Source organism: Gelidibacter maritimus (genome assembly GCF_014062315.1).
Classification (GTDB): Bacteria; Bacteroidota; Bacteroidia; order Flavobacteriales; family Flavobacteriaceae; genus Gelidibacter; species Gelidibacter maritimus.
Genome location: NZ_JACGLT010000004.1, coordinates 143,227 through 162,972, shown reverse-complemented (window position 1 = coordinate 162,972; position 19,746 = coordinate 143,227). Strand labels below are relative to the sequence as shown.

Genomic DNA, 19,746 nt, shown 5'->3' with positions numbered 1-19,746 from the left:
TGCACTCGAATTGAAAATCGCAGAAGATTGGATAAATCAAAATTGTAGAGGCTGCATTTTACGACTTCAACATCAGACAGCCGGTCTATTAATCTATTTAAAACCTATGCAATGTGAGCCATTCGTTACGGATTGAAAACTTTATATCCTATTCCTGGCGTGCCTGAAAAATGTTCAAATACATAAAAGTTCCCATTTTACGCGCCCTATTTTTAGCGTTTTGAGCATATTCACCATCAAAAAGCTCGTCCAGCGTTGCAAACCATAAATTCAACCATAGACCAAAATGCAGTTCTGTAATGGTATTGTCATTTTCTTTATCAACGTCAATATGCACTTGTAGAGGGTTTCCAAAATATCGGTTATCCAATTTTCTGGTCATAAACAAGCTGGTTTCCCAAAATGTGGTTAAACGCTCAATATGAGCATCCCAATCGGTGATGACCCGATTAAAAAACGGGCCTAAAATCTCATCTTTTCTAACCTTCTTATAAAATTCTGAAACGAGTAGAAATACATCGTCCCTATCTTGAATGTCCTTTTTTTCCATTATACATTATGCTAAACGTATCAAATTAATGATGAGGAACGTTGAATGCACTAAAATTGTTGCGATCAATAAATTATAGATAATTTTCGGCTTCAATTGTGCATATAAAGATCCATTATACGCCATGGCAAAGCTAACAACTAAAATTAAGTCCAAGAAACGAAAATTATAAGTACTGTTCATTAAAATAAACATGGCTGCAATAGAACCTAAGCAACTTTGAAAAATGATGGACAACGGAACATATAAGGTCAAATGTTCTTTAAAATCTTCGAGCCCTTTGTTATAGAGTGTCATAGTTCTTATTTTTTGAGTTCTTACAAAGTTCCTAAACGTTTATTCGTACTTTTATGATTCAAATCATAAGATCATGATTCCCGAAGATACAATACATGCTTTTGGAGGTAGTTTAAAGACCTATTCTAAAGATCGAATCATTTTCAATGAAGGTGAACGAGCAGATTTCTATTTTCAGATCCAAACAGGACAAGTCAAAATGTACAATATGACGGAAGAAGGAAAAGAATTTGTACAGGGCTATTTTGAGAGTGGCAACTCCTTTGGAGAACCGCCATTGTTTGGTGCCTTTAAATATCCAGCAACGGCGTTGGCGCTCGAGACCTCTAAAATCTACATGCTTTCTAAGTTGGCCTTTTTTAAGCTTTTAAAAACTCACCCCGACATTCATTTAAAATTCACAAAATTGATTTGCAAACGTATGGTCTATAAGGCTAAGATAGCAAGAGAGGTCTCAATTTATCCACCAGAACATCGTATTTTAACCTTACTGCACCATCTTAAAGGTAGCACTCAGAGGGATAACAGTTTTGAAGTGCCTCTAACAAGGCAGCAAATTTCAGATTTAACCGGTCTACGGGTAGAAACAGTTATCAGAGCCATTAAAAAACTCGAAAAATCAGAGGCTTTAGCTATAATTGACAGAAAGGTTTATATCTAAAAATCGAAAAACCATGGAAGAACATAAAAACAAATCGGAAAGTGAATACTGTAAGAAACCCAAAAATTCCGATTTCTTAATTCTTAATTCCTATTTCTTCATTAATTTAGCGGCATGATTTCAGTGGTTATTCTTGGGGCAGGCAATGTCGCAACGCATTTATTCAACGCTTTTTACAACGCAAATGATATTACTGTAAGCCAGTGGTTTAACAGAAATATTAGCCATCTAAGTTCTTACAAGAACAAGGTGGCCATCACAGACAATTTATCAGAATTAAAAGAAGCCGATTTATATATTATTGCTGTCAGTGATGATGCAATTGCCAATTTATCATCGCAATTGACGTTTGAAAACCGATTGGTGGTCCATACGTCTGGCACAGTCAATATTCATGACCTCGACAAAAAAAACCGTCGTGGGGTATTTTATCCTTTACAGACCTTTAGTAAAACTGCAGAATTAAATTTTGCAGATGTGCCCATTTGTATTGAGGCTATTGACAAATCAGATCGCAGAATTCTGAAAGGCCTAGCAAAAGCAGTTGGCAGCAATAGCCATAAAGTTAATACCAACCAGCGCAAAGCTTTACATCTGGCCGCTGTATTTGTTAATAATTTCACCAACCAATTGTATCGTGTGGCACATGAAATTACTGAAGCGGAGGGCGTGGAATTTGATATTCTGAAACCTTTAATCTTAGAAACTGCAAAAAAAGTTCAGATTTTATCGCCATATATGGCACAAACTGGTCCGGCAAAACGCAATGATAAGAAAACCCTCAAAAAACATATCGATTTATTAAAAGATGAACAGCATCAGGCAATCTATGAGCTCTTGACTGCCAGCATCCAAAAAACACATCGTGTGGCAACGGGCGCCACTGTTCGATCAAAAAAAACAAAGTAAATGGAAGAAAAAAGTTATAAAGAATACCTCGCTCAAATCACCACTTTTATATTTGACGTTGACGGCGTATTAACCGATGGCACAATTTCACTCACCACTACTGGCGAAATGCTTAGAACCATGCATACAAAGGACGGTTTTGCCATGAAAACCGCCATAGAAGCAGGTTTCCATTTGTGCATTATCTCAGGCGGCAATAATGAAGGTGTCCGCCATAGACTGCAGGCACTTGGTGTTACTGACATCTATCTTGGTGCCAACAATAAAATTGAGCAACTAGATGCTTATATGGAAAAACATGACATTAAACATGAAGAGGTGCTGTATATGGGCGACGATATTCCGGATTTTCCTGTAATGAAACTTGTGGGCCTACCTACCTGTCCGCAAGATGCCGTTCCAGAAATTAAGGCTATTTCGAAATATATTTCTCATAAAAATGGCGGCAAAGGTTGCGTAAGAGATGTTATTGAACAGGTTTTGAAAGTCCAAGGAAAATGGAATGGCAATTTTAATGCTAAGTATGATTGATGAAGCTTGAAGCACGGAGCGTGAAGTTGAAAGGCCAAGTGATTAGGGATTTAACTTTAAGATGAATACGCTATATATTAAGTAATTAAAAAAAACTGAAGTCTGCGAAAATCTGCTCGAAAAAACATAAAATATGAGATGAAAAGCTTGAAACTTTAAACTTGAAACTCTTGAGTTTTGAACTCATTACTTCTGAACCTATAACTCCGAACAAACACCACCCACCCATTGAATATTCTGAATTTAATCCGCTGGAAAAACCTATTGATGATTGCCTTTGTGCAATTACTCATTAAATACGCCTTATTTCAACCTTTTATTGACCAAACAGAATTGACAATTACACTCAATGGTTTTGGGTTTGGACTTTTAGTTATTGCTACACTTTGTATTGCAGCAGCCGGAAATATCATCAACGATATCTACGATGTTGAAACGGACTTGGTCAACAGACCATCTGATGTAATCATCGGTGTAAAGATTCCTGAAAAAACCGCCTATGCCCTATTCATTGTTCTCAATGTGATTGGAGTGCTTATTGGGTTCTACCTATCTCATCTGGTAGGAAGGAGCGGCTTTTTTGCTATTTTTGTCATCATCTCCGCATTGCTCTATATCTATGCATCCTATCTTAAACAAATGCTTCTAGTAGGAAACATTTTGATCTCAGTATTAGTAGGTATGAGCATTCTCATTGTTGGAGTTTTTGAATTAATGCCAGTAATTACCGATCAAAATCAAGCCACACAATTAACCTTCTTTAAGATTCTTTTTGATTACGCCTTATTTGCATTCCTGATCAATCTTGTGCGCGAAATTATCAAGGACCTTGAGGATGTTGATGGCGATTACAAATCGGGAATGAGTACGCTCCCAATAGTCATTGGACGTGACAGAGCATCAAAAGTAGCTTTTGTGGTTTCTCTATTGCCAATATTTGGTTCCTTATATTATGTGGCCTCTTACCTCTTGAAATACGAATTGTTTATCGGTTATTTTTTCGTGCTTATTGTTGTACCATTAATTTATATCGCCCTAAAAACTTTCCACGCAAAAACTAAAAAACACTACCATCATATTAGCAATATGCTTAAATTGGTCATGCTATTTGGGATGCTGTCCTTACTGCTTTATCCGATTGTTTTGAAGTAGGTAACTTTCGTTGAATTAATCTCTCACAGACGCGTGAAGGCTCGGAGAGGTGTGAAGATCGAAACTGGAAGTTAGAAGAAACTGCAGACAAAACACTGTCTGCCCGTCTGCTTGCCCGAAACTTTTGTAGAGGCGGTTAGCAATTGCGAATGCCGAAACACTGCCTACTGCTTACTGAACACTAAACACTGAAGACTAAAAAAATGCTCAACGAAAAACTAAAACATCACAACATCATCTTAGCATCAGCCTCACCAAGGCGACATCAGTTTTTCAAAGATTTGGGTCTGACATTTGAAATTAGATTAAAACCGGTCCATGAAGAATATCCGGAGCGATTGAATCATTTTGAGATCAGTGATTACCTTGCTCAACTTAAAGCTCTACCTTACAAGAAAGAGTTGAAACCGAACGATATTCTCATCACCAGCGATACCATTGTTTGGGCCAACAACAAGGCATTGGGCAAGCCAAAAGATGCTAAAGAAGCTTTCGAAATTATAAAATCCCTGAGCAACACCACCCATGAGGTCATTACCTCAGTTTGCTTTACCTCGCCTACTTACGAAAAAACGGTAAATGCCGTCACAAAAGTGACCTTCAAACGCTTCAGTGATGAAGAAATCAACTATTATATCAACACGTGCAAACCTTTTGATAAAGCAGGTGCTTATGGTATTCAAGAGTGGATTGGTCAAATTGGCGTGACCAAAATAGAAGGCTCTTATTTTAATGTGATGGGTCTGCCAACCCATCTGGTTTACAAAACATTAAAAGACATGGTTAAAAGCCTTTAGTATCGTATTTTTAATCAAAACCAATTTTCCATGAAAGTATCACATACCACATTGTTTCCCTTTATCCTCATTCTTTTAATTTTCTCTTGCAAGGAAGGTACAGAAGCGACTCAGAAACCCCAAGAAATCAAACCATCAACCATAGAAGCAAAGCAGAAAAGTGCTCAGCCTTTATCCGATGAATTCAAAGCCTATTGGTTTGACAATACCGCCGAAATAACTTCATTTACTTTAGAACAGGCGCGCTATGGTGAAATCCGAGAAGGCAATGCGGTATTGGTGTTTGTTACCGAACCATTTTTAAGAGACGAGCAAGTGAAAGCAGATGAGACTACATCTTCAGACATCGCTGTCCTAAAACTAAATGCCACTAAAAACTTCAATACTGGTATCTACCCCTACAGCATCATGCAAAGTGTTTTTTACCCATTGGCAAACAATCAACATGCTTTAAAAATAACAGCTTCTGTACAAGAATGGTGCGGTCAGGTTTATACCCAACTCAATAACCGAACGGAATTTGATGTGGCCTCCCACTCCTATTTTGAAGGAGAAGCTGATGAAAATTTCAGCATGAGCAAAACGATACTCGAAAATGAATTATGGACACAGTTGCGCATCAATCCGGAGAGCTTACCAACGGGGGATTTAAAAATCATCCCTTCTTTCGAGTTTTTACGTCTCAGACATGTTCCTTTTAAAGCCTATGCCGCTTCCGCAGAATTGCTTGCAGGTACGTACACCATCACTTATCCAGAGTTAAACAGAAGTTTGAGCATCAATTTCAATCCGCAATTTCCTTTTGACATCACCTCGTGGGAAGAAACTTTTATCAGCGGCTTTGGTGACAACGCCAAGCCATTAACCACCAAAGCAACTAAAATAAATACTATAAAATCCGACTATTGGAACAAGACCACAAATAACGATTTTCCATTGAGAGAAAGCTTAGGTTTAAATTAGACTTCTGCGTTTTCTGTGTATCTTTGCAGATAATTTTTATATTGAAAATTTATGTTTTTCCAAACTTATCATAAAGAGTTTATTTATACAGGGATAGTCCTTATTCTATTATTGGTGACCCGATTTTTCATCAATGCGCTCATTGGTAAAATATCGCAAAAAAACGGGATCAACCTTGCGCGTACTCAATTAATGCAACGTTACGTGAGTGTGGCATTGCTGATGCTTGCTCTTTTAATCATTCCTTTTATTTTTGGAACTCAGGCCAACGATTTGGTCGTGCTTTTTTCATCCGTATTTGCAGTTATAGGGATCGGTCTTTTTGCCATTTGGTCGATTTTGAGCAATATCACTTCGGGCATTATTATGTTTCTCTCTTTCCCATATAAAGTAGGTGATAAAATAAAAATTCACGATCATGATTTTCCTTTGGAAGGCATCATTGAAGACATTAGAGCCTTTCAACTACATTTGCGTATTGATAATGGCGATTTGATTACCTATCCTAATAACCTAATGCTCCAAAAACCGGTGACCTTGATTAAAAAGGACGCCATCTATGATGTGTTTGATGGCGGGACCGATTTGACCTAATATATCCAACTCTATACCTCTTCATAATCCTTGAGCCACCTTATTTAAAAATGCTCATAACCCTGTAAATGAGTATCTTTAATTGATAAAGACCATCCATTCGTGCAGGTTCTAAAACCTATTACGCACGATCAACGGGTTCCGACCAGGCTTGGTCTACCCAATAAATATTGATAAAAATCAAATTTATCACCTACTCCTATTTTAAAGACGCTACTGGAGAAATTGTGAACTTTGAGTAATTAAACCCCTTGATGTATTTCAAATTATTCCGATTATGAGTTAAATAAAAACTAAAATCGGAAATTACGATGCTTCTTTTTTATATTTGAAGAATTCGCTAAAGTCCAAAAAATGTTCAGACCTTATTTTTTCATTTTAATTACTTTATTTTATTGCTTTTCAACTCAAGCACAACATCCTAAAAAACCCACAAGTTCAGAAATTTATCAAGCCATAGAAAAGCTCAATTTCTTAGGTTCTGTTCTTTATGTTGCCGCACATCCGGATGATGAAAATACGCGACTTATTGCTCATATGGCCAATGGTGTTAAGGCCAGAACTGCCTATCTCTCATTGACGCGTGGTGATGGCGGTCAAAATCTTATTGGACCAGAGCTGAAAGAGCTATTGGGAGTCATCCGGACCCAAGAATTATTGGCCGCACGCGGTATTGACGGTGGCGAACAGCTTTTTAGTAGAGCGGATGATTTCGGTTACTCCAAACATCCCGATGAAACCTTGGCCATATGGAATGAGAAGGAAGTATTGAGTGATGTGGTTTGGGCTATTCGAAAGTTCCAACCAGACATTATCATTAATCGTTTCGATCATAGAAGTCCGGGGACAACCCACGGCCATCATACGAGTTCAGCAATGTTGAGTGTAGAGGCCTTTGATAGTGCGGCAGATCCCTCAAAATTTCCAAATCAATTACAGTCTGTTGATATTTGGCAGGCAAAACGCGAATTCTTTAATACCTCATGGTGGTTTTATGGCAGTAAGGAAAAATTTGATGCTGCTGATAAAACCAATCAATATGCGGTAGATGTAGGCGATTTTTACCCGGCGCTGGGCCTTTCAAATCCCGAAATTGCCGCATTGAGCCGAAGTGCCCATAAATCGCAGGGATTCGGAAACACAGGAACCCGAGGAAGCGATTTTGAATATTTAGAACTCATAAAAGGCGACGCTCCAAAAGACAAGAACAATATTTTTGAAGGTATTGATACCAGCTGGAACCGTGTTAAAGGCGGCAAACGCATTGGAGTACTACTGAAAGAAGTTCAGGATAATTACGATTTTAAAAATCCGTCAGCCTCAATTCCAAAATTGATAGAGGCTTATCGATTGGTTCAGCAACTTGAAAATTCTCACTGGAAAGCTATCAAGTCTGAAGACCTTAAAGACGTTATTGCTGCTTGCGCAGGATTGTTTATGGAAGCCGTAGCGGCATCTAATTTTGCCACCAAAAACAGCAATGTGAAGTTGAAATTGGAGGCCATCAACCGCAGCCCCCAAAACATGGTATTAAGCGCCATAGTTTTGTCTGATGGCACAAGCATTCCAAAAAACACCGAATTAAAGTTCAATGATTCCCACCAGTATGAATCGCAAATACACATTCCGGCCACCGCTAGTTATTCCACCCCTTATTGGTTGGAAAACAAAGGCACTTTGGGCATGTACAAGGTTGATGACCAACAGCTCATCGGCTTGCCGGAAACACCCAAAACAACCACTGCAACCTTTAATATTTCTATTGAAGGTGAAATGTTAGCCTATACAAAACCGGTCATTTATAAAATTAATGATCCTGTAAAAGGTGAAGTGTATAAACCTTTTGAAATAGTTCCGGAAGCTTCCGCACATATTGCTGAACCGGTCATTATTTTTGCCGATGAACAACAAAAGGATATTCAAGTAGTCGTTAAGGCCAATCGTAAAAATTTAGAAGGTTATGTTCAACTGGCATATCCTAAAGGGTGGCAGGTGTATCCTGAAAAGCAGAATATTGCCATCTCCAATAAAGGCGAAGAACATATCTTGAACTTCACGGTTATTCCTTCAAAAAACCAGAGCGAAGGCCTACTGACACCAATGGTGCATATAGGCAACAATGTTTTCACTAAAAAATTGGTTGAGATCAACTATGATCATATTCCGTTTCAAATGGTCTTGTTGCCAAGTGAAAGTAAAGTGGTCCGATTGGACATTAAGAAAAAAGGTGAAAACATTGGTTATATTGAAGGGGCTGGAGATGTTGTTCCAGAAAGTTTACGGCAAATTGGTTATCATGTAACCATTATCAAGCCCGAAGATATCACCGCCGAAAACCTTGACCGTTTTGACGCCATTGTAGTTGGAATTAGAGCCTATAACACGGTGGATGCCTTAAAATTTAAACAGCAACAGTTATTCAATTTTGTAGAACAAGGAGGCAATTTAATTATCCAATACAACACGAGTGGCGGTCTTGTTGTTGATGATTTAGCGCCATATCCATTGGAGTTATCACGGGATCGTGTGACTGATGAAAACTCAGAAGTCGTATTATTGAACACCTCTAATGAATTACTCAACTATCCCAACAAAATCACCCAAAGAGACTTTGAAGGTTGGGTCCAAGAACGTGGCCTTTATTTTCCCGACAAATGGTCAAAAGAATTTACGCCGCTATTATCTATGCACGACAAAGGCGAATCTCCAAAAGAAGGCAGCTTATTGGTGGCCAAATATGGAAAAGGACATTATATTTATACAGGATTAAGCTTTTTCAGGGAATTCCCAGAAGGTGTGGCCGGCGCCTATCGATTATTTGCTAATATGCTTTCGGTAGGTAAAAAGACACCTAAAGCAGACGACCAATTGAAAAATTAAGGTTTTATCTTATAAGTTTAAAAAACATCACAATTATGCAGAACAAACCAACAAATCAACCACCAAAAGAACCTTGGAAAAAATCATACACCTTGGTCTTGATTGCCAATGCTGTATATATCGTCCTTTTTTATTTTATTATGAAATCCTTCTAAGATGCAGACATTAGATTGGATTGTCCTCATTGGAACGCTGATTTCCATTGTTGCTTATGGTACATGGAAAACGCGACACAGCAATAAAAATGTTGAAGATTATTTAAAAGGCGGCAATGAGGCCCAATGGTGGACTATCGGCCTAAGTGTAATGGCAACCCAAGCCAGTGCCATTACATTTCTGTCCACTCCAGGTCAAGCATTTCATGACGGTATGGGGTTTGTTCAATTCTATTTTGGATTGCCCATTGCCATGATCATCATCTGTTTGGTGTTTATTCCTTTGTATCACCGACTCAAAGTCTATACAGCTTATGAGTTTTTGGAAAACCGTTTTGATTTAAAAACCAGAAGCTTAACCGCTATTTTATTTTTGATCCAGCGCGGATTGGCGGCCGGCATCACCATTTATGCACCCGCCATTATTCTATCCGCCGTTTTAGGGTGGAATTTGAATATTCTCATTATTATCATAGGAATTTTGGTTATTATTTATACCGTTTCTGGAGGCACAAAGGCAGTAAGCATCACCCAAAAGCATCAAATGGCGGTTATTTTTACCGGCATGTTTATCGCTTTCTTTCTAATTGTGAGCTACCTGCCTGAAAACATCACCTTTACCAACGCTTTAGAGATTGCTAGTGCCAGTGGAAAAATGGACATCCTCGATTTCTCATTTGATTTTAACAATCGCTACACGTTTTGGAGTGGTATTATTGGTGGAACCTTCTTGGCCCTCTCCTATTTTGGAACCGATCAAAGTCAGGTGCAACGCTATCTCTCAGGAAAATCCGTAAAGGAAATGCAAATGGGTTTAATTTTCAATGGCCTGCTAAAGGTTCCGATGCAATTTTTTATCTTATTGGTTGGGGTGATGGTTTTCGTATTTTATCAATTTAACACCTCGCCAATTAATTTCAATCCAGCAGCGACAGATACCGTGATGAATTCTTCCTACGTTGAAGACTATGTTCAATTGCAAAATGAGCAGGATGCAATTTTTACAAAGAAAAAGGGTTTGATGAGTGCTTATGCTGAAAACAAATCAGAAGCTATTGCTCAACAGATTGCATCACTTAATATGGGTGATAGAGCCAACAGAGAGGCAGCTAAGGAATTGATTGGGAAAGCAAATCAAGAACGGACCTTAGCCGTAGAAACCAATGATAAAGATTACGTCTTCATCCACTTTATACTAAATAATTTGCCTCGAGGTTTAATAGGATTGTTGTTGGCAGTTATCTTAAGTGCCGCCATGTCAAGCACTGCCAGTGAGCTCAACGCTTTGGCATCAACCACAACCATGGACCTTTATAGACGTAGTTTTGTACAGGACGAAGATGAAAATCATTATTTAAAAGCCTCTAAATGGTTTACCTTAGGCTGGGGAAGTTTAGCCATATTAATTGCAAGTGTCGCCTATTTAGCTGATAATTTAATTCAATTGGTCAATATCATCGGCTCTATATTTTACGGTAATGTTTTGGGGATATTCCTATTGGCATTCTTCTTTAAATACATTAAAGGTAATGCCGTATTTATGGCCGCTCTAATCACTCAAGCCATTGTTATTATAGGTTGGTGGTACGATTGGATGCCGTATTTATGGTTAAATTTATTCGGATGTGCATTAGTCATCGGGATTGCTTTTATACTTCAATTTATGAACCCACAACAAAATGAAAACGCCTAAAACCATACGCTGGGGCATTATCGGACTTGGTAAAATTGCCAATAAGTTTGCTACCGATCTCCAAACTGTTGCACATTGCGAGCTCTATGCCGTGGCCTCAAGGCATCAGGAAAAAGCCAATTCATTTGCTAAACAACACAATGCCACAAAAGCTTATGGCAAGTATGAAAGTTTGGCGGCCGACCCCAATGTTGATGCTGTTTATATTGCTACACCACATAGTTTTCATAAAGCATACGCCATTTTATGTTTAAATCATAAAAAAGCAGTCTTGTGTGAAAAACCATTGGCCATGAATTCAAAAGAAGTTGAAGAAATGATTTCTGTCGCACAGGCCAACAACGTGTTGCTCATGGAAGCTTTATGGACTTATTTTCTACCACACTATCAATTTGTCTTAAAGGAATTGTTCACTGGTAAGTATGGCTCTATCAATAAACTGGAAGCGGATTTTGGGTTTCAACCAAAAATGGATATGCATTCGAGGGTTTTTAACAAATCGCTTGGAGGCGGCAGTCTATTGGACATAGGCATTTACCCTGTTTTTACAGCTTTATCTACTTTGGGAAAACCTGTTGATGTGGAAGCAAAAGCGCGATTTTTTGACAATGGCGTAGATGCTTCCTGTAAGATTATTTTTAATTATTATAATGGGGTCAAAGCATTTTTAAAGAGTTCCTTTTTAGAGAAAACACCCACAGAGGCTATTTTTTATTGTGAAAAGGGCATCATTAAAATCAATGGTCAGTTCCATAGACCGTCTACAGTTACAATTACCCATAACGGTAAACAGACTACACATACTTTTGAATGTAACACCCTCGGTTACAGCTACGAGACGGAGCATTTTAATGAATTGTTACGAAAAAAGAAAACCGAAAGCCCGATCATGACCTATGATTTTAGCAGGGAACTGATGTTTATTTTAGATGATATCAGGTATCTTATTGATTTAAAATACGATTGAAAATAGATAGCCCCACAAGATTTTGTGGGGCTATGCTCTATATTATGCGGACCTTATAATTATTTAGCGCCCCATTCTTTCAACGAATCCTTATTCATTTTAATATAATCAGGATTACCGGCCTCTTCGGATGCCTTCAAAGATTTCTTAGCCAATTCAATCGCTCCTTTTTTATCTCCTGCTTTAGCATATATTAAAGACTGCTGTCTCAATTGGTAAAAAGCTGGATTAGGCATCATTGACATTGCTTTATCAATCCATGTCTTAGCTTGGTTGATATCCTTTCCTTCTTGAAAATAGTACACCGCCGCAGCATAATAATCACCAGCTTTAGGACCATTCATCACTCTATCAATTGAAGCCGCAACTATTTTATCAGTAGGCACTTCAAATTTCACACCAGCATATACATTAGCCCACATCATCCCAAGAGTGGCACCAGTACTTGACAAATCATCAAAGCCCATAGTGAAGGTTTCAATATCTATCGGTAGCGGATAAGTTTCAGCCTTAACCTTAGCTACAATTTTCGACTCGTCTAACACTTGAGGGGCTCCCCAATTTTGAGCACTTGAATAAAATACGATATCCCAATTATTTTCATTCGGAATAGCAAAAAGCGCATAAGTACCAGCTTTCAGGTCTTTTCCTTGAACGCTGACATCAGTGCTGAACGTAATTTTTGTATTCTCATTGGCTCCCAAACGCCACACTTTCCCGTAAGGCACCAAATCACCAAAAACAGTACGGGATCTTACATTCGGTCGAGAATATTCCAATGTGACATCTGTCATTCCAACCTTTTGCTCTATTTTAGAAAATGGACTTGGTTGTGGGGTTTGAATTTGGGCATTTAGTGAAAAGGTCATTCCTAAAACACTAAGAAACAGCATAATTTTTCTCATAATAATTTATTTTTTAGTTGATTTTTTGTTCTGAAGGTAAAATTACAGTTTTTAAAACCCTCAATTGTTAATGAAATCTTAAATTAAAACCTAAAGGACAGCTAAAATACTGAAGCGCATCGGTTTAAATCGATAACTGAAACTCATAAATCCATGTTAAATTTTGTTTAATATTATGCAATAAAGATTAAACATAGCGTATCTTTGCGTCAAAATCACATTCATGGCTAAAAAGAAAAATATCTCAGCTCAAAATATCATTACGTTTTATATGGATTATGTTTTAGAACATAATGCGCCACCTAAATCAGTTTACATCTTTGCGAAAGCCAACAACTTTGAAGAATCCAAATTCTATAATTATTTTGGCAGCTTTGAGGCCGTTGAAAAACACATCTTTCGTGTACTTTTTGACACCTCACTTCAGCTGTTGAATGCTAGTGACGACTACAAGAATTATGATGCTCGCCACAAATTGTTAAGTTTTTATTTTACGTTTTTCGAGCATTTGACTGCCAATAGAAGTTATGTGTTATTTGCTCTACAACAACATAAGAACGCCTTAAAAAATGTCTCAGTTTTATCCGAATTAAAAAAGAGTTTTACCTCATATATTGCTGGTTTAGATATTGAGACTTTAGATATTAAAGAGGAGCGTATGGATAAATTACAACATCGTGCCTTACAAGAATCGGCATGGGTGCAATTATTGTTGACCATAAAATTTTGGATGGATGACACATCGGCTTCATTCGAAAAAACTGATGTATTTATTGAAAAATCAGTCAACACCAGTTTTGACGTACTAAATATTGCGCCTTTAAAAAGTGTGATTGACCTTGGTAAATTTCTTTTTAAAGAAAAAATTCAGATGAGTTAAATGAAGACATTAGATAAAATTCCCACATCAAAGATTCAAAGAGCTTCAAAATTGGTGTCTACCGGTGCTAAAGTTGGTGTTAATTACCTTAAATATTACGGCGATAAAATCACCAAAACTGAAAATGAAGCACGGTCAAAGTTAAACGAAAACAATGCCGAGGACATTTATGACAGTTTAAAGCAACTTAAAGGGAGCGCCTTGAAAGTTGCACAAATGTTGAGCATGGAAAAAAGCATTATGCCTCAAGCCTATGTGGAGAAATTCTCTTTAGCACAATTTTCAGTACCTCCATTATCGCCACCCTTGGTGATCAAGACTTTTAAAACCTATTTTGGCAAGTTGCCAAATGAATTATATGACTCCTTCAACACAACTTCTGTAAACGCTGCAAGCATTGGACAAGTCCATATTGCAGAAAAAAACGGGAAAAAACTTGCTGTGAAAATCCAATATCCAGGAGTTGCCGATAGTATTTCGTCTGATTTAGCACTTGTAAAACCCATTGCCATGAAAATGTTCAATATCAAGGGTAAGGATTCTGACAAATACTTCAAGGAAGTTGAAGGAAAGCTTATTGAGGAAACAAATTACATTTTGGAGTTAGAGCAGAGCAAAGAAATTGCTGCAGCGTGTGCACACATTCCAAATCTTTTGTTTCCTCAATATTATGAGGCATTATCCTCTGAAAGAATCATTACTATGGATTATATGGAAGGTAAGCATCTTTCAGAATTTAAGGCCCAAAATACGGATCAGAAAACGGCCAATAAACTGGGCCAAGCGCTTTGGGATTTTTATATGTACCAAATCCATAAACTCAAGAAAGTCCACGCCGATCCACATCCCGGAAATTTTTTGGTATCTGAAGACCACAACCTTGTCGCGCTTGATTTTGGTTGCATGAAAACTATTCCCGACGATTTTTACGAACCTTATTTTGAATTGGCAAAACCTGCAAACATTACAGATAAGACCTTTTTTATGAATAAATTATATCAATTGGAGATTCTGCGTGAAGATGATTCAAAAGAAGAAGTGCTGTTTTTCTCGGAGATGTTCCACGAATTATTGAGTTTATTCACCCAGCCTTTTCATGCAGAAACCTTTGATTTCTCTGATACTGAATTCTTTGGAAAGATCACAGAATTGGGACAACGGTATTCAAAAAGTACGGAACTAAGAAAAATGAACGGCAATAGAGGCTCTAAGCACTTTATTTACATGAACCGCACATTTTTTGGCCTATATAATCTGATGTTCGATTTAAAGGCAAATAACATTAAAATCAATAATTTTAAGAGCCTATAATCATTGAAGTCATTTTCTTAAAAAAACGCGTTGGTATCTATCCATTAAATAACCTAGCAGTGGTCTATTGGCTTGCCATAGCTGTAATTAATTGACTTTTAACTTTAAACGTGCTGTTTTGTCTTTTTGGTTAATTTATTGTAATTTCATTGTTTTCAGACCAAGATTAGATATCTTTACCCCTTGAAAACTACCAAATTAGGATGTACCTACCAAATTACGAATTAATTTGATCGATAAAAGCCCCCAAACTGCACAATTTTCACTTGTAGATTCAACCATTTATGATCTATTCAGTTCAGATCTATACGACGGTGTCTGGTTTACAGAAAAATCAAATATTTATGATTTTGTCATTAGTAAAAGTTTTAAGAACCTACTCGGGTATGAGTCTGATCAAAAATTAACTTGGGATAGCATTATTTATCCGGACGATCGAAAAAGGTTTAGCGATCATCTTAACGGTCTTTGCGGTAATAAAAAAGTCAGTATTGCTGACGACCTAAGGATAATACATAAGTCTGGGACTTTGCTTTGGTTGCAATGTCATATCTATTTTTCACCCCATAGCCAGAGCACGCATCAATTTGTTTTTATTGCATTTAAAAACGTCTCCAAAAAAAGGGCTGCGGAACTGGACATCATTCATCAACAAAAAAAAGCACATGAGATCCTTAGCGATAGCAGCATTGGAACTTGGGAGTGCGATATAATTACCGGAGAAACTTACAGTAGCGAAAGTTTAGCTCAAACCATTGGTTATACCACTGATGAGTTAAAACAATTGACTCTTGAAACATGGAGAGACTTAATGCACCCAGATGATCTTTTGGCATCCCAAGAAATCTTCGAAGAACACATAAATTCTCGATCGTCCTGTTTCAGTAATCAATACCGAATCAAACATAAAAATGGACATTGGGTTTGGGTAACCTCCATTGGAAAGGTTACCACTTTCAGCAAAGACAATCAACCAAAGCGTTTAGAAGGCATACTTTACGAAATTACCGATAGAAAGCGACATGAATTTCAACTATCAAAATATAAAGAACTCTTAGAAGGGGTCAATAAAGTCGCAAAAATTGGCGTATGGGAAATTGATTTAAACACCAATCAAGTTGATTGGAGTGATGAAATAAAAACCATGTTTGGTGTTCCTACAACCTACCAGCCAAGCGTTGAAGATGCCATTAGCTTTTTTAAGCCTGGTGAAAGTCGCCAAAAAATACAAAACGCCATTGAAAACGCCATTGAAAACGGCCAGAATTACGATATTGAAGTCCAAGTTTTAACCTCGGACGATAGCTATATGTGGACCAGAGCTATTGGTGTGACCGAACATAAGGATGGCAAGTGTATTCGTTTATATGGTTTCTTCCAAAACATCCATAAAAAAGCAATAGCTTCAAAAAATCTAGCCATAAAAGAGGAATTGTTTCGAAAAACATTTTCCTATGCTCCTGTAGGCATGGCTATAATTGATCTGCAAGGAAATATTTCTCGCGCCAATAAGGTGTTATGTGAATGTCTTGGGTACAGTGAAAAAGAACTATTACAAAATAACTTTAATAAGTTCACACACCCTGAAGACAGTGACATTTCCAATGTGTTTATTGATGAGCTTGTACAAAAAACCCGAGAGACCTTTAAAATCGATAAACGCTATATTCATAAGAATGGTTCGACTATATGGACGCATGTTTCAGTTTCATCCGTTAAAAACGACTTAAATAAAATCACGCATTTTGTAGTTCAGGTTCAAGATATTACAGAACGAAAGAAAAATGAAATTCTGTTGACCGATTATCAAAACTTACTTGAGCGCTCAAATTATATGGCGAAAATTGGTTCTTGGGAAATTAACGTTGATGATTATACTGTAAAATGGAGTAAGTCTTTACGCAAAATCATTAATACCAGAGATAACTTAGTTCCTACGTTTTTAGAGTCCATCGATTTCTTCGTTGGCAACTCACCTCAAAGGGAAGTCTTACAAAATGCACTCAACAAAGCCTTAAAAGAAGGGGTCAATTTTGATCTTGAAGTTCTTGTCAAAGCAGATGGCAGAAAGCGAAAATGGATACGAATGGTCGGCATCTCAGAATTTGAAGATGGCAAATGCACTAGATTATATGGTCTTATCCAGGATATCAATGATATCAAAAAAGCGCAACTAGCCATCACTGTTAAAGAAGAGCAGTGGCGTACAACATTTAATCACGCCAAAGCGGGTATGGCAATCATCAACTTTAATGGTACGGCGGATAATGTCAACAGAAGTCTTTGTGAAATTTTTGGTTATAGCATGAATGAAATGCTTGAAATCGGAATTAAAGATATTTCATTAAGTGAAGATCTTGACAGAAATATCGAATTAATGGATAATTTGATTAACGGTGCGTCAGACAATTTTACTGACGATTTACGTTTTTTACATAGAGACGGTCGTGTTATTTGGGCCAACGTATCAGTTTCTGCAGTTAAAAACGACTTCAATAAATTTACACACATGGTAGCTCAAGTGGTGGATATTACGGAAACTAAAACGAATCAAATACTTTTAAAAAAATACAAAGATAGTTTAGAGCGCTCAAATACCTTGGCTAAAATAGGTTCATGGGAAATAGATCCAGAAACAAAACTCTTGTTCTGGAACTCTAATCTTGGTCGATTGCTTGGTACAACAGATTATACCCCCATATCTTTTACAGATGCTATCAAACAATATATTCTTCCAGAAAACCAGGAACATCTGCTCAATTTGGTTAACAATGCCATTAAAAAAGGCGTTAATTTTGATCTGGAGATCCAATTGAATACAAATTCGGGCATTAGGTGGATGCGCATGTTGGGTGTTTCTGATTTTGAGGATGGATCCTGTAATATGCTACACGGACTGATACAGGATATTGACGATTTCAAAATGGCACAGCTTGAGATTGTACTTCGGGAGGAGGAATTTAGGCAAACCTTTTGGCATGCACCCATTGGAATGGCCCTTTTGGACTTAAACGGTAAAATCATCAAGGTCAATCCAGTAATCTGTGAAACTTTCGGTTATACAGAACAGGAAATGATCGATATTGAAAAGAGTGCCATCTCCCATCCAGAAGACTTAGATCTTACGAGCGAACTTATAGAGGAAGTTTTACATGGGGAGCGTGAAAGTTTTCAACAGGAAAAGCGTTACTTCCATAAAGACGGAAAATTAATCTGGGCAAACCTTTCCATTTCAGCTGTTAAAAATGATCAGGGCGAAACCACCCATTTAGTGCTACAAGTCAGTAATACCACGGACAAAAAGCTTCTGACAGAAAGCTTAAAAGAGCATAATAATAGACTTCAAAATTATGCTCATATTGTATCGCATAATTTGCGTTCTCATACCGGAAATTTGTCGATGCTGTTAGAGTTGATTGAACTCAACGATCACCAAGGTTGCAACAATGAACTCTTCGGCCATATTAAGTCAGCTTCTGACAATATGAACGAAACGGTACAGCATTTAAGTGAAATTGTCGAAATTAACAATCTGATAAAAGATACTTTAGTTCCGCAGAATTTAAAAAAGCGAGTTTATAAATCCATCGAAAACATTCAATCTACTTTAGATCAAATTAATGCCGAGCTCACTATAAAAATCAACGATTACGATATGGTTTATGCAGTGCCGTCCTATTTGGACAGTATTTTGCTAAATTTACTCACCAATGCTATAAAATACAGATCGCCATACCGACTATTAAAAATTGAGATAAATACTGGAAAAAGAAATGGTCATACGTATCTTAGCATATCCGACAATGGTTTGGGAATCGATTTAGATAAAAATGGTTTAAAGATTTTTGGCATGTACAAAACATTCCATGAGCATAAAGACGCTAGAGGTATTGGGTTATTTATTAGTAAAAATCAAATGGAAGCCATGGGCGGACGGATAGATGTTGAAAGCCAACCTAATATCGGAAGTACGTTCACTTTATATTTTAATGATGAAAAAAATTAAAACCATTTGTATTATTGACGATGACCCCATTTTCAGATTTGGAACCATGAAAATGTTGGAAACCGTGCAGATTTCACTCAATTTTCTGGTTTATAAAAATGGAAAGGATGCCTTTGATCAGTTATTGCCAAAATTAGAATCGAACACCAATTTGCCGGATGTTATATTTTTAGACTTAAATATGCCGGTTATGGACGGGTGGCAGTTTTTGGATGAACTCGACAAAATTCCTCTTGCAAATAATATTCCTATTTATATTGTCAGCTCTTCTGTGGACAGTCGGGATATCAATAAAGCAAAAAGCTATGAAAAGGTCAATAAATATATCGTGAAACCATTCTCCTTGGCCAAAGTCCAAGAACTGATGGAAGAATTGAAAAATCGATCGTAATTTCGACATAGATAAGTTTAATCACTTCACCTGCAAAAACAAAACATTCAACTTTTACAGAAGTCCCTATGTTAAAGCGCACTCTCACCTCACACCTTAGTGAC

The 19,746-nt window shown here is 37.3% G+C and carries 17 protein-coding genes; 14 read left to right on the top strand and 3 right to left on the bottom strand.

The window, feature by feature from the left end:
* Positions 1-148: 148 nt before the first annotated feature.
* Positions 149-550, bottom strand: a complete 402-nt coding sequence (locus tag H3Z82_RS06865) for a group III truncated hemoglobin (RefSeq protein WP_182204048.1) — start codon at positions 548-550, stop codon at positions 149-151.
* Between the two features lie 6 nt (positions 551-556).
* The gene (locus H3Z82_RS06860; protein ID WP_182204046.1) at positions 557-847 is read right to left on the bottom strand and encodes a hypothetical protein; all 291 of its coding nucleotides are present in this window, start codon (positions 845-847) and stop codon (positions 557-559) included.
* 73 nt (positions 848-920) lie between these two features.
* On the opposite strand from H3Z82_RS06860, the gene H3Z82_RS06855 reads away from it, so the two are divergent.
* From H3Z82_RS06855 to H3Z82_RS06810, 10 genes are all read left to right on the top strand, one after another.
* Entirely contained in the window at positions 921-1,508 is a 588-nt protein-coding gene (locus tag H3Z82_RS06855; protein WP_182204044.1) for a Crp/Fnr family transcriptional regulator, read from the top strand.
* 114 nt (positions 1,509-1,622) lie between these two features.
* Positions 1,623-2,417, top strand: coding sequence for a Rossmann-like and DUF2520 domain-containing protein (locus H3Z82_RS06850; protein ID WP_182204042.1), 795 nt, complete (start codon positions 1,623-1,625; stop codon positions 2,415-2,417).
* The gene (locus tag H3Z82_RS06845; protein ID WP_182204040.1) at positions 2,418-2,948 is read left to right on the top strand and encodes a KdsC family phosphatase; all 531 of its coding nucleotides are present in this window, start codon (positions 2,418-2,420) and stop codon (positions 2,946-2,948) included.
* Positions 2,949-3,176: 228 nt separating this feature from the next.
* Positions 3,177-4,100: a geranylgeranylglycerol-phosphate geranylgeranyltransferase gene (locus H3Z82_RS06840; RefSeq protein ID WP_182204038.1), complete on the top strand. Its 924-nt coding sequence runs from the start codon at positions 3,177-3,179 to the stop codon at positions 4,098-4,100.
* Between the two features lie 203 nt (positions 4,101-4,303).
* A complete protein-coding gene (locus H3Z82_RS06835; RefSeq protein ID WP_182204036.1) occupies positions 4,304-4,897 on the top strand; it encodes a Maf-like protein in 594 nt (197 codons plus the stop codon).
* Positions 4,898-4,927: 30 nt separating this feature from the next.
* Positions 4,928-5,860 carry a septum formation inhibitor Maf gene (locus tag H3Z82_RS06830; protein WP_182204033.1) on the top strand — a complete coding sequence of 311 codons (933 nt, stop codon included), beginning with the start codon at positions 4,928-4,930 and terminating at the stop codon, positions 5,858-5,860.
* A gap of 51 nt (positions 5,861-5,911) precedes the next feature.
* Complete coding sequence (locus tag H3Z82_RS06825) at positions 5,912-6,454, top strand: mechanosensitive ion channel domain-containing protein (protein WP_182204030.1); 543 nt, start codon at positions 5,912-5,914, stop codon at positions 6,452-6,454.
* Positions 6,455-6,808: 354 nt separating this feature from the next.
* On the top strand, positions 6,809-9,334 hold the full coding sequence (locus H3Z82_RS06820; RefSeq protein WP_182204028.1) for a PIG-L family deacetylase: 2,526 nt from the start codon (positions 6,809-6,811) through the stop codon (positions 9,332-9,334).
* A 156-nt stretch (positions 9,335-9,490) separates the two neighbouring features.
* Positions 9,491-11,182 (top strand): sodium:solute symporter, encoded by a 1,692-nt coding sequence (locus H3Z82_RS06815; RefSeq protein ID WP_182204026.1) that lies wholly within the window; start codon positions 9,491-9,493, stop codon positions 11,180-11,182.
* Positions 11,169-12,149, top strand: coding sequence for a Gfo/Idh/MocA family protein (locus tag H3Z82_RS06810; protein ID WP_182204023.1), 981 nt, complete (start codon positions 11,169-11,171; stop codon positions 12,147-12,149). The genes H3Z82_RS06815 and H3Z82_RS06810 overlap by 14 nt, the downstream gene beginning before the upstream one ends.
* 59 nt (positions 12,150-12,208) lie before the next feature.
* On the opposite strand, the gene H3Z82_RS06805 is transcribed toward H3Z82_RS06810, so the two are convergent.
* Complete coding sequence (locus H3Z82_RS06805) at positions 12,209-13,054, bottom strand: DUF2911 domain-containing protein (protein ID WP_182204006.1); 846 nt, start codon at positions 13,052-13,054, stop codon at positions 12,209-12,211.
* A 223-nt stretch (positions 13,055-13,277) separates the two neighbouring features.
* On the opposite strand from H3Z82_RS06805, the gene H3Z82_RS06800 reads away from it, so the two are divergent.
* The 4 genes from H3Z82_RS06800 (at position 13,278) to H3Z82_RS06785 (ending at position 19,642) form a co-directional block, all read left to right on the top strand.
* Positions 13,278-13,934 (top strand): TetR family transcriptional regulator C-terminal domain-containing protein, encoded by a 657-nt coding sequence (locus H3Z82_RS06800; protein WP_182204003.1) that lies wholly within the window; start codon positions 13,278-13,280, stop codon positions 13,932-13,934.
* A complete protein-coding gene (locus H3Z82_RS06795) occupies positions 13,935-15,245 on the top strand; it encodes an ABC1 kinase family protein (RefSeq protein ID WP_182204001.1) in 1,311 nt (436 codons plus the stop codon).
* A gap of 229 nt (positions 15,246-15,474) precedes the next feature.
* Positions 15,475-19,251, top strand: coding sequence for a PAS domain S-box protein (locus tag H3Z82_RS06790; protein WP_182203999.1), 3,777 nt, complete (start codon positions 15,475-15,477; stop codon positions 19,249-19,251).
* Positions 19,235-19,642: a response regulator gene (locus H3Z82_RS06785; protein WP_235982393.1), complete on the top strand. Its 408-nt coding sequence runs from the start codon at positions 19,235-19,237 to the stop codon at positions 19,640-19,642. Before H3Z82_RS06790 ends, H3Z82_RS06785 begins: the two co-directional genes overlap by 17 nt.
* The last annotated feature ends 104 nt before the right edge of the window (positions 19,643-19,746 follow it).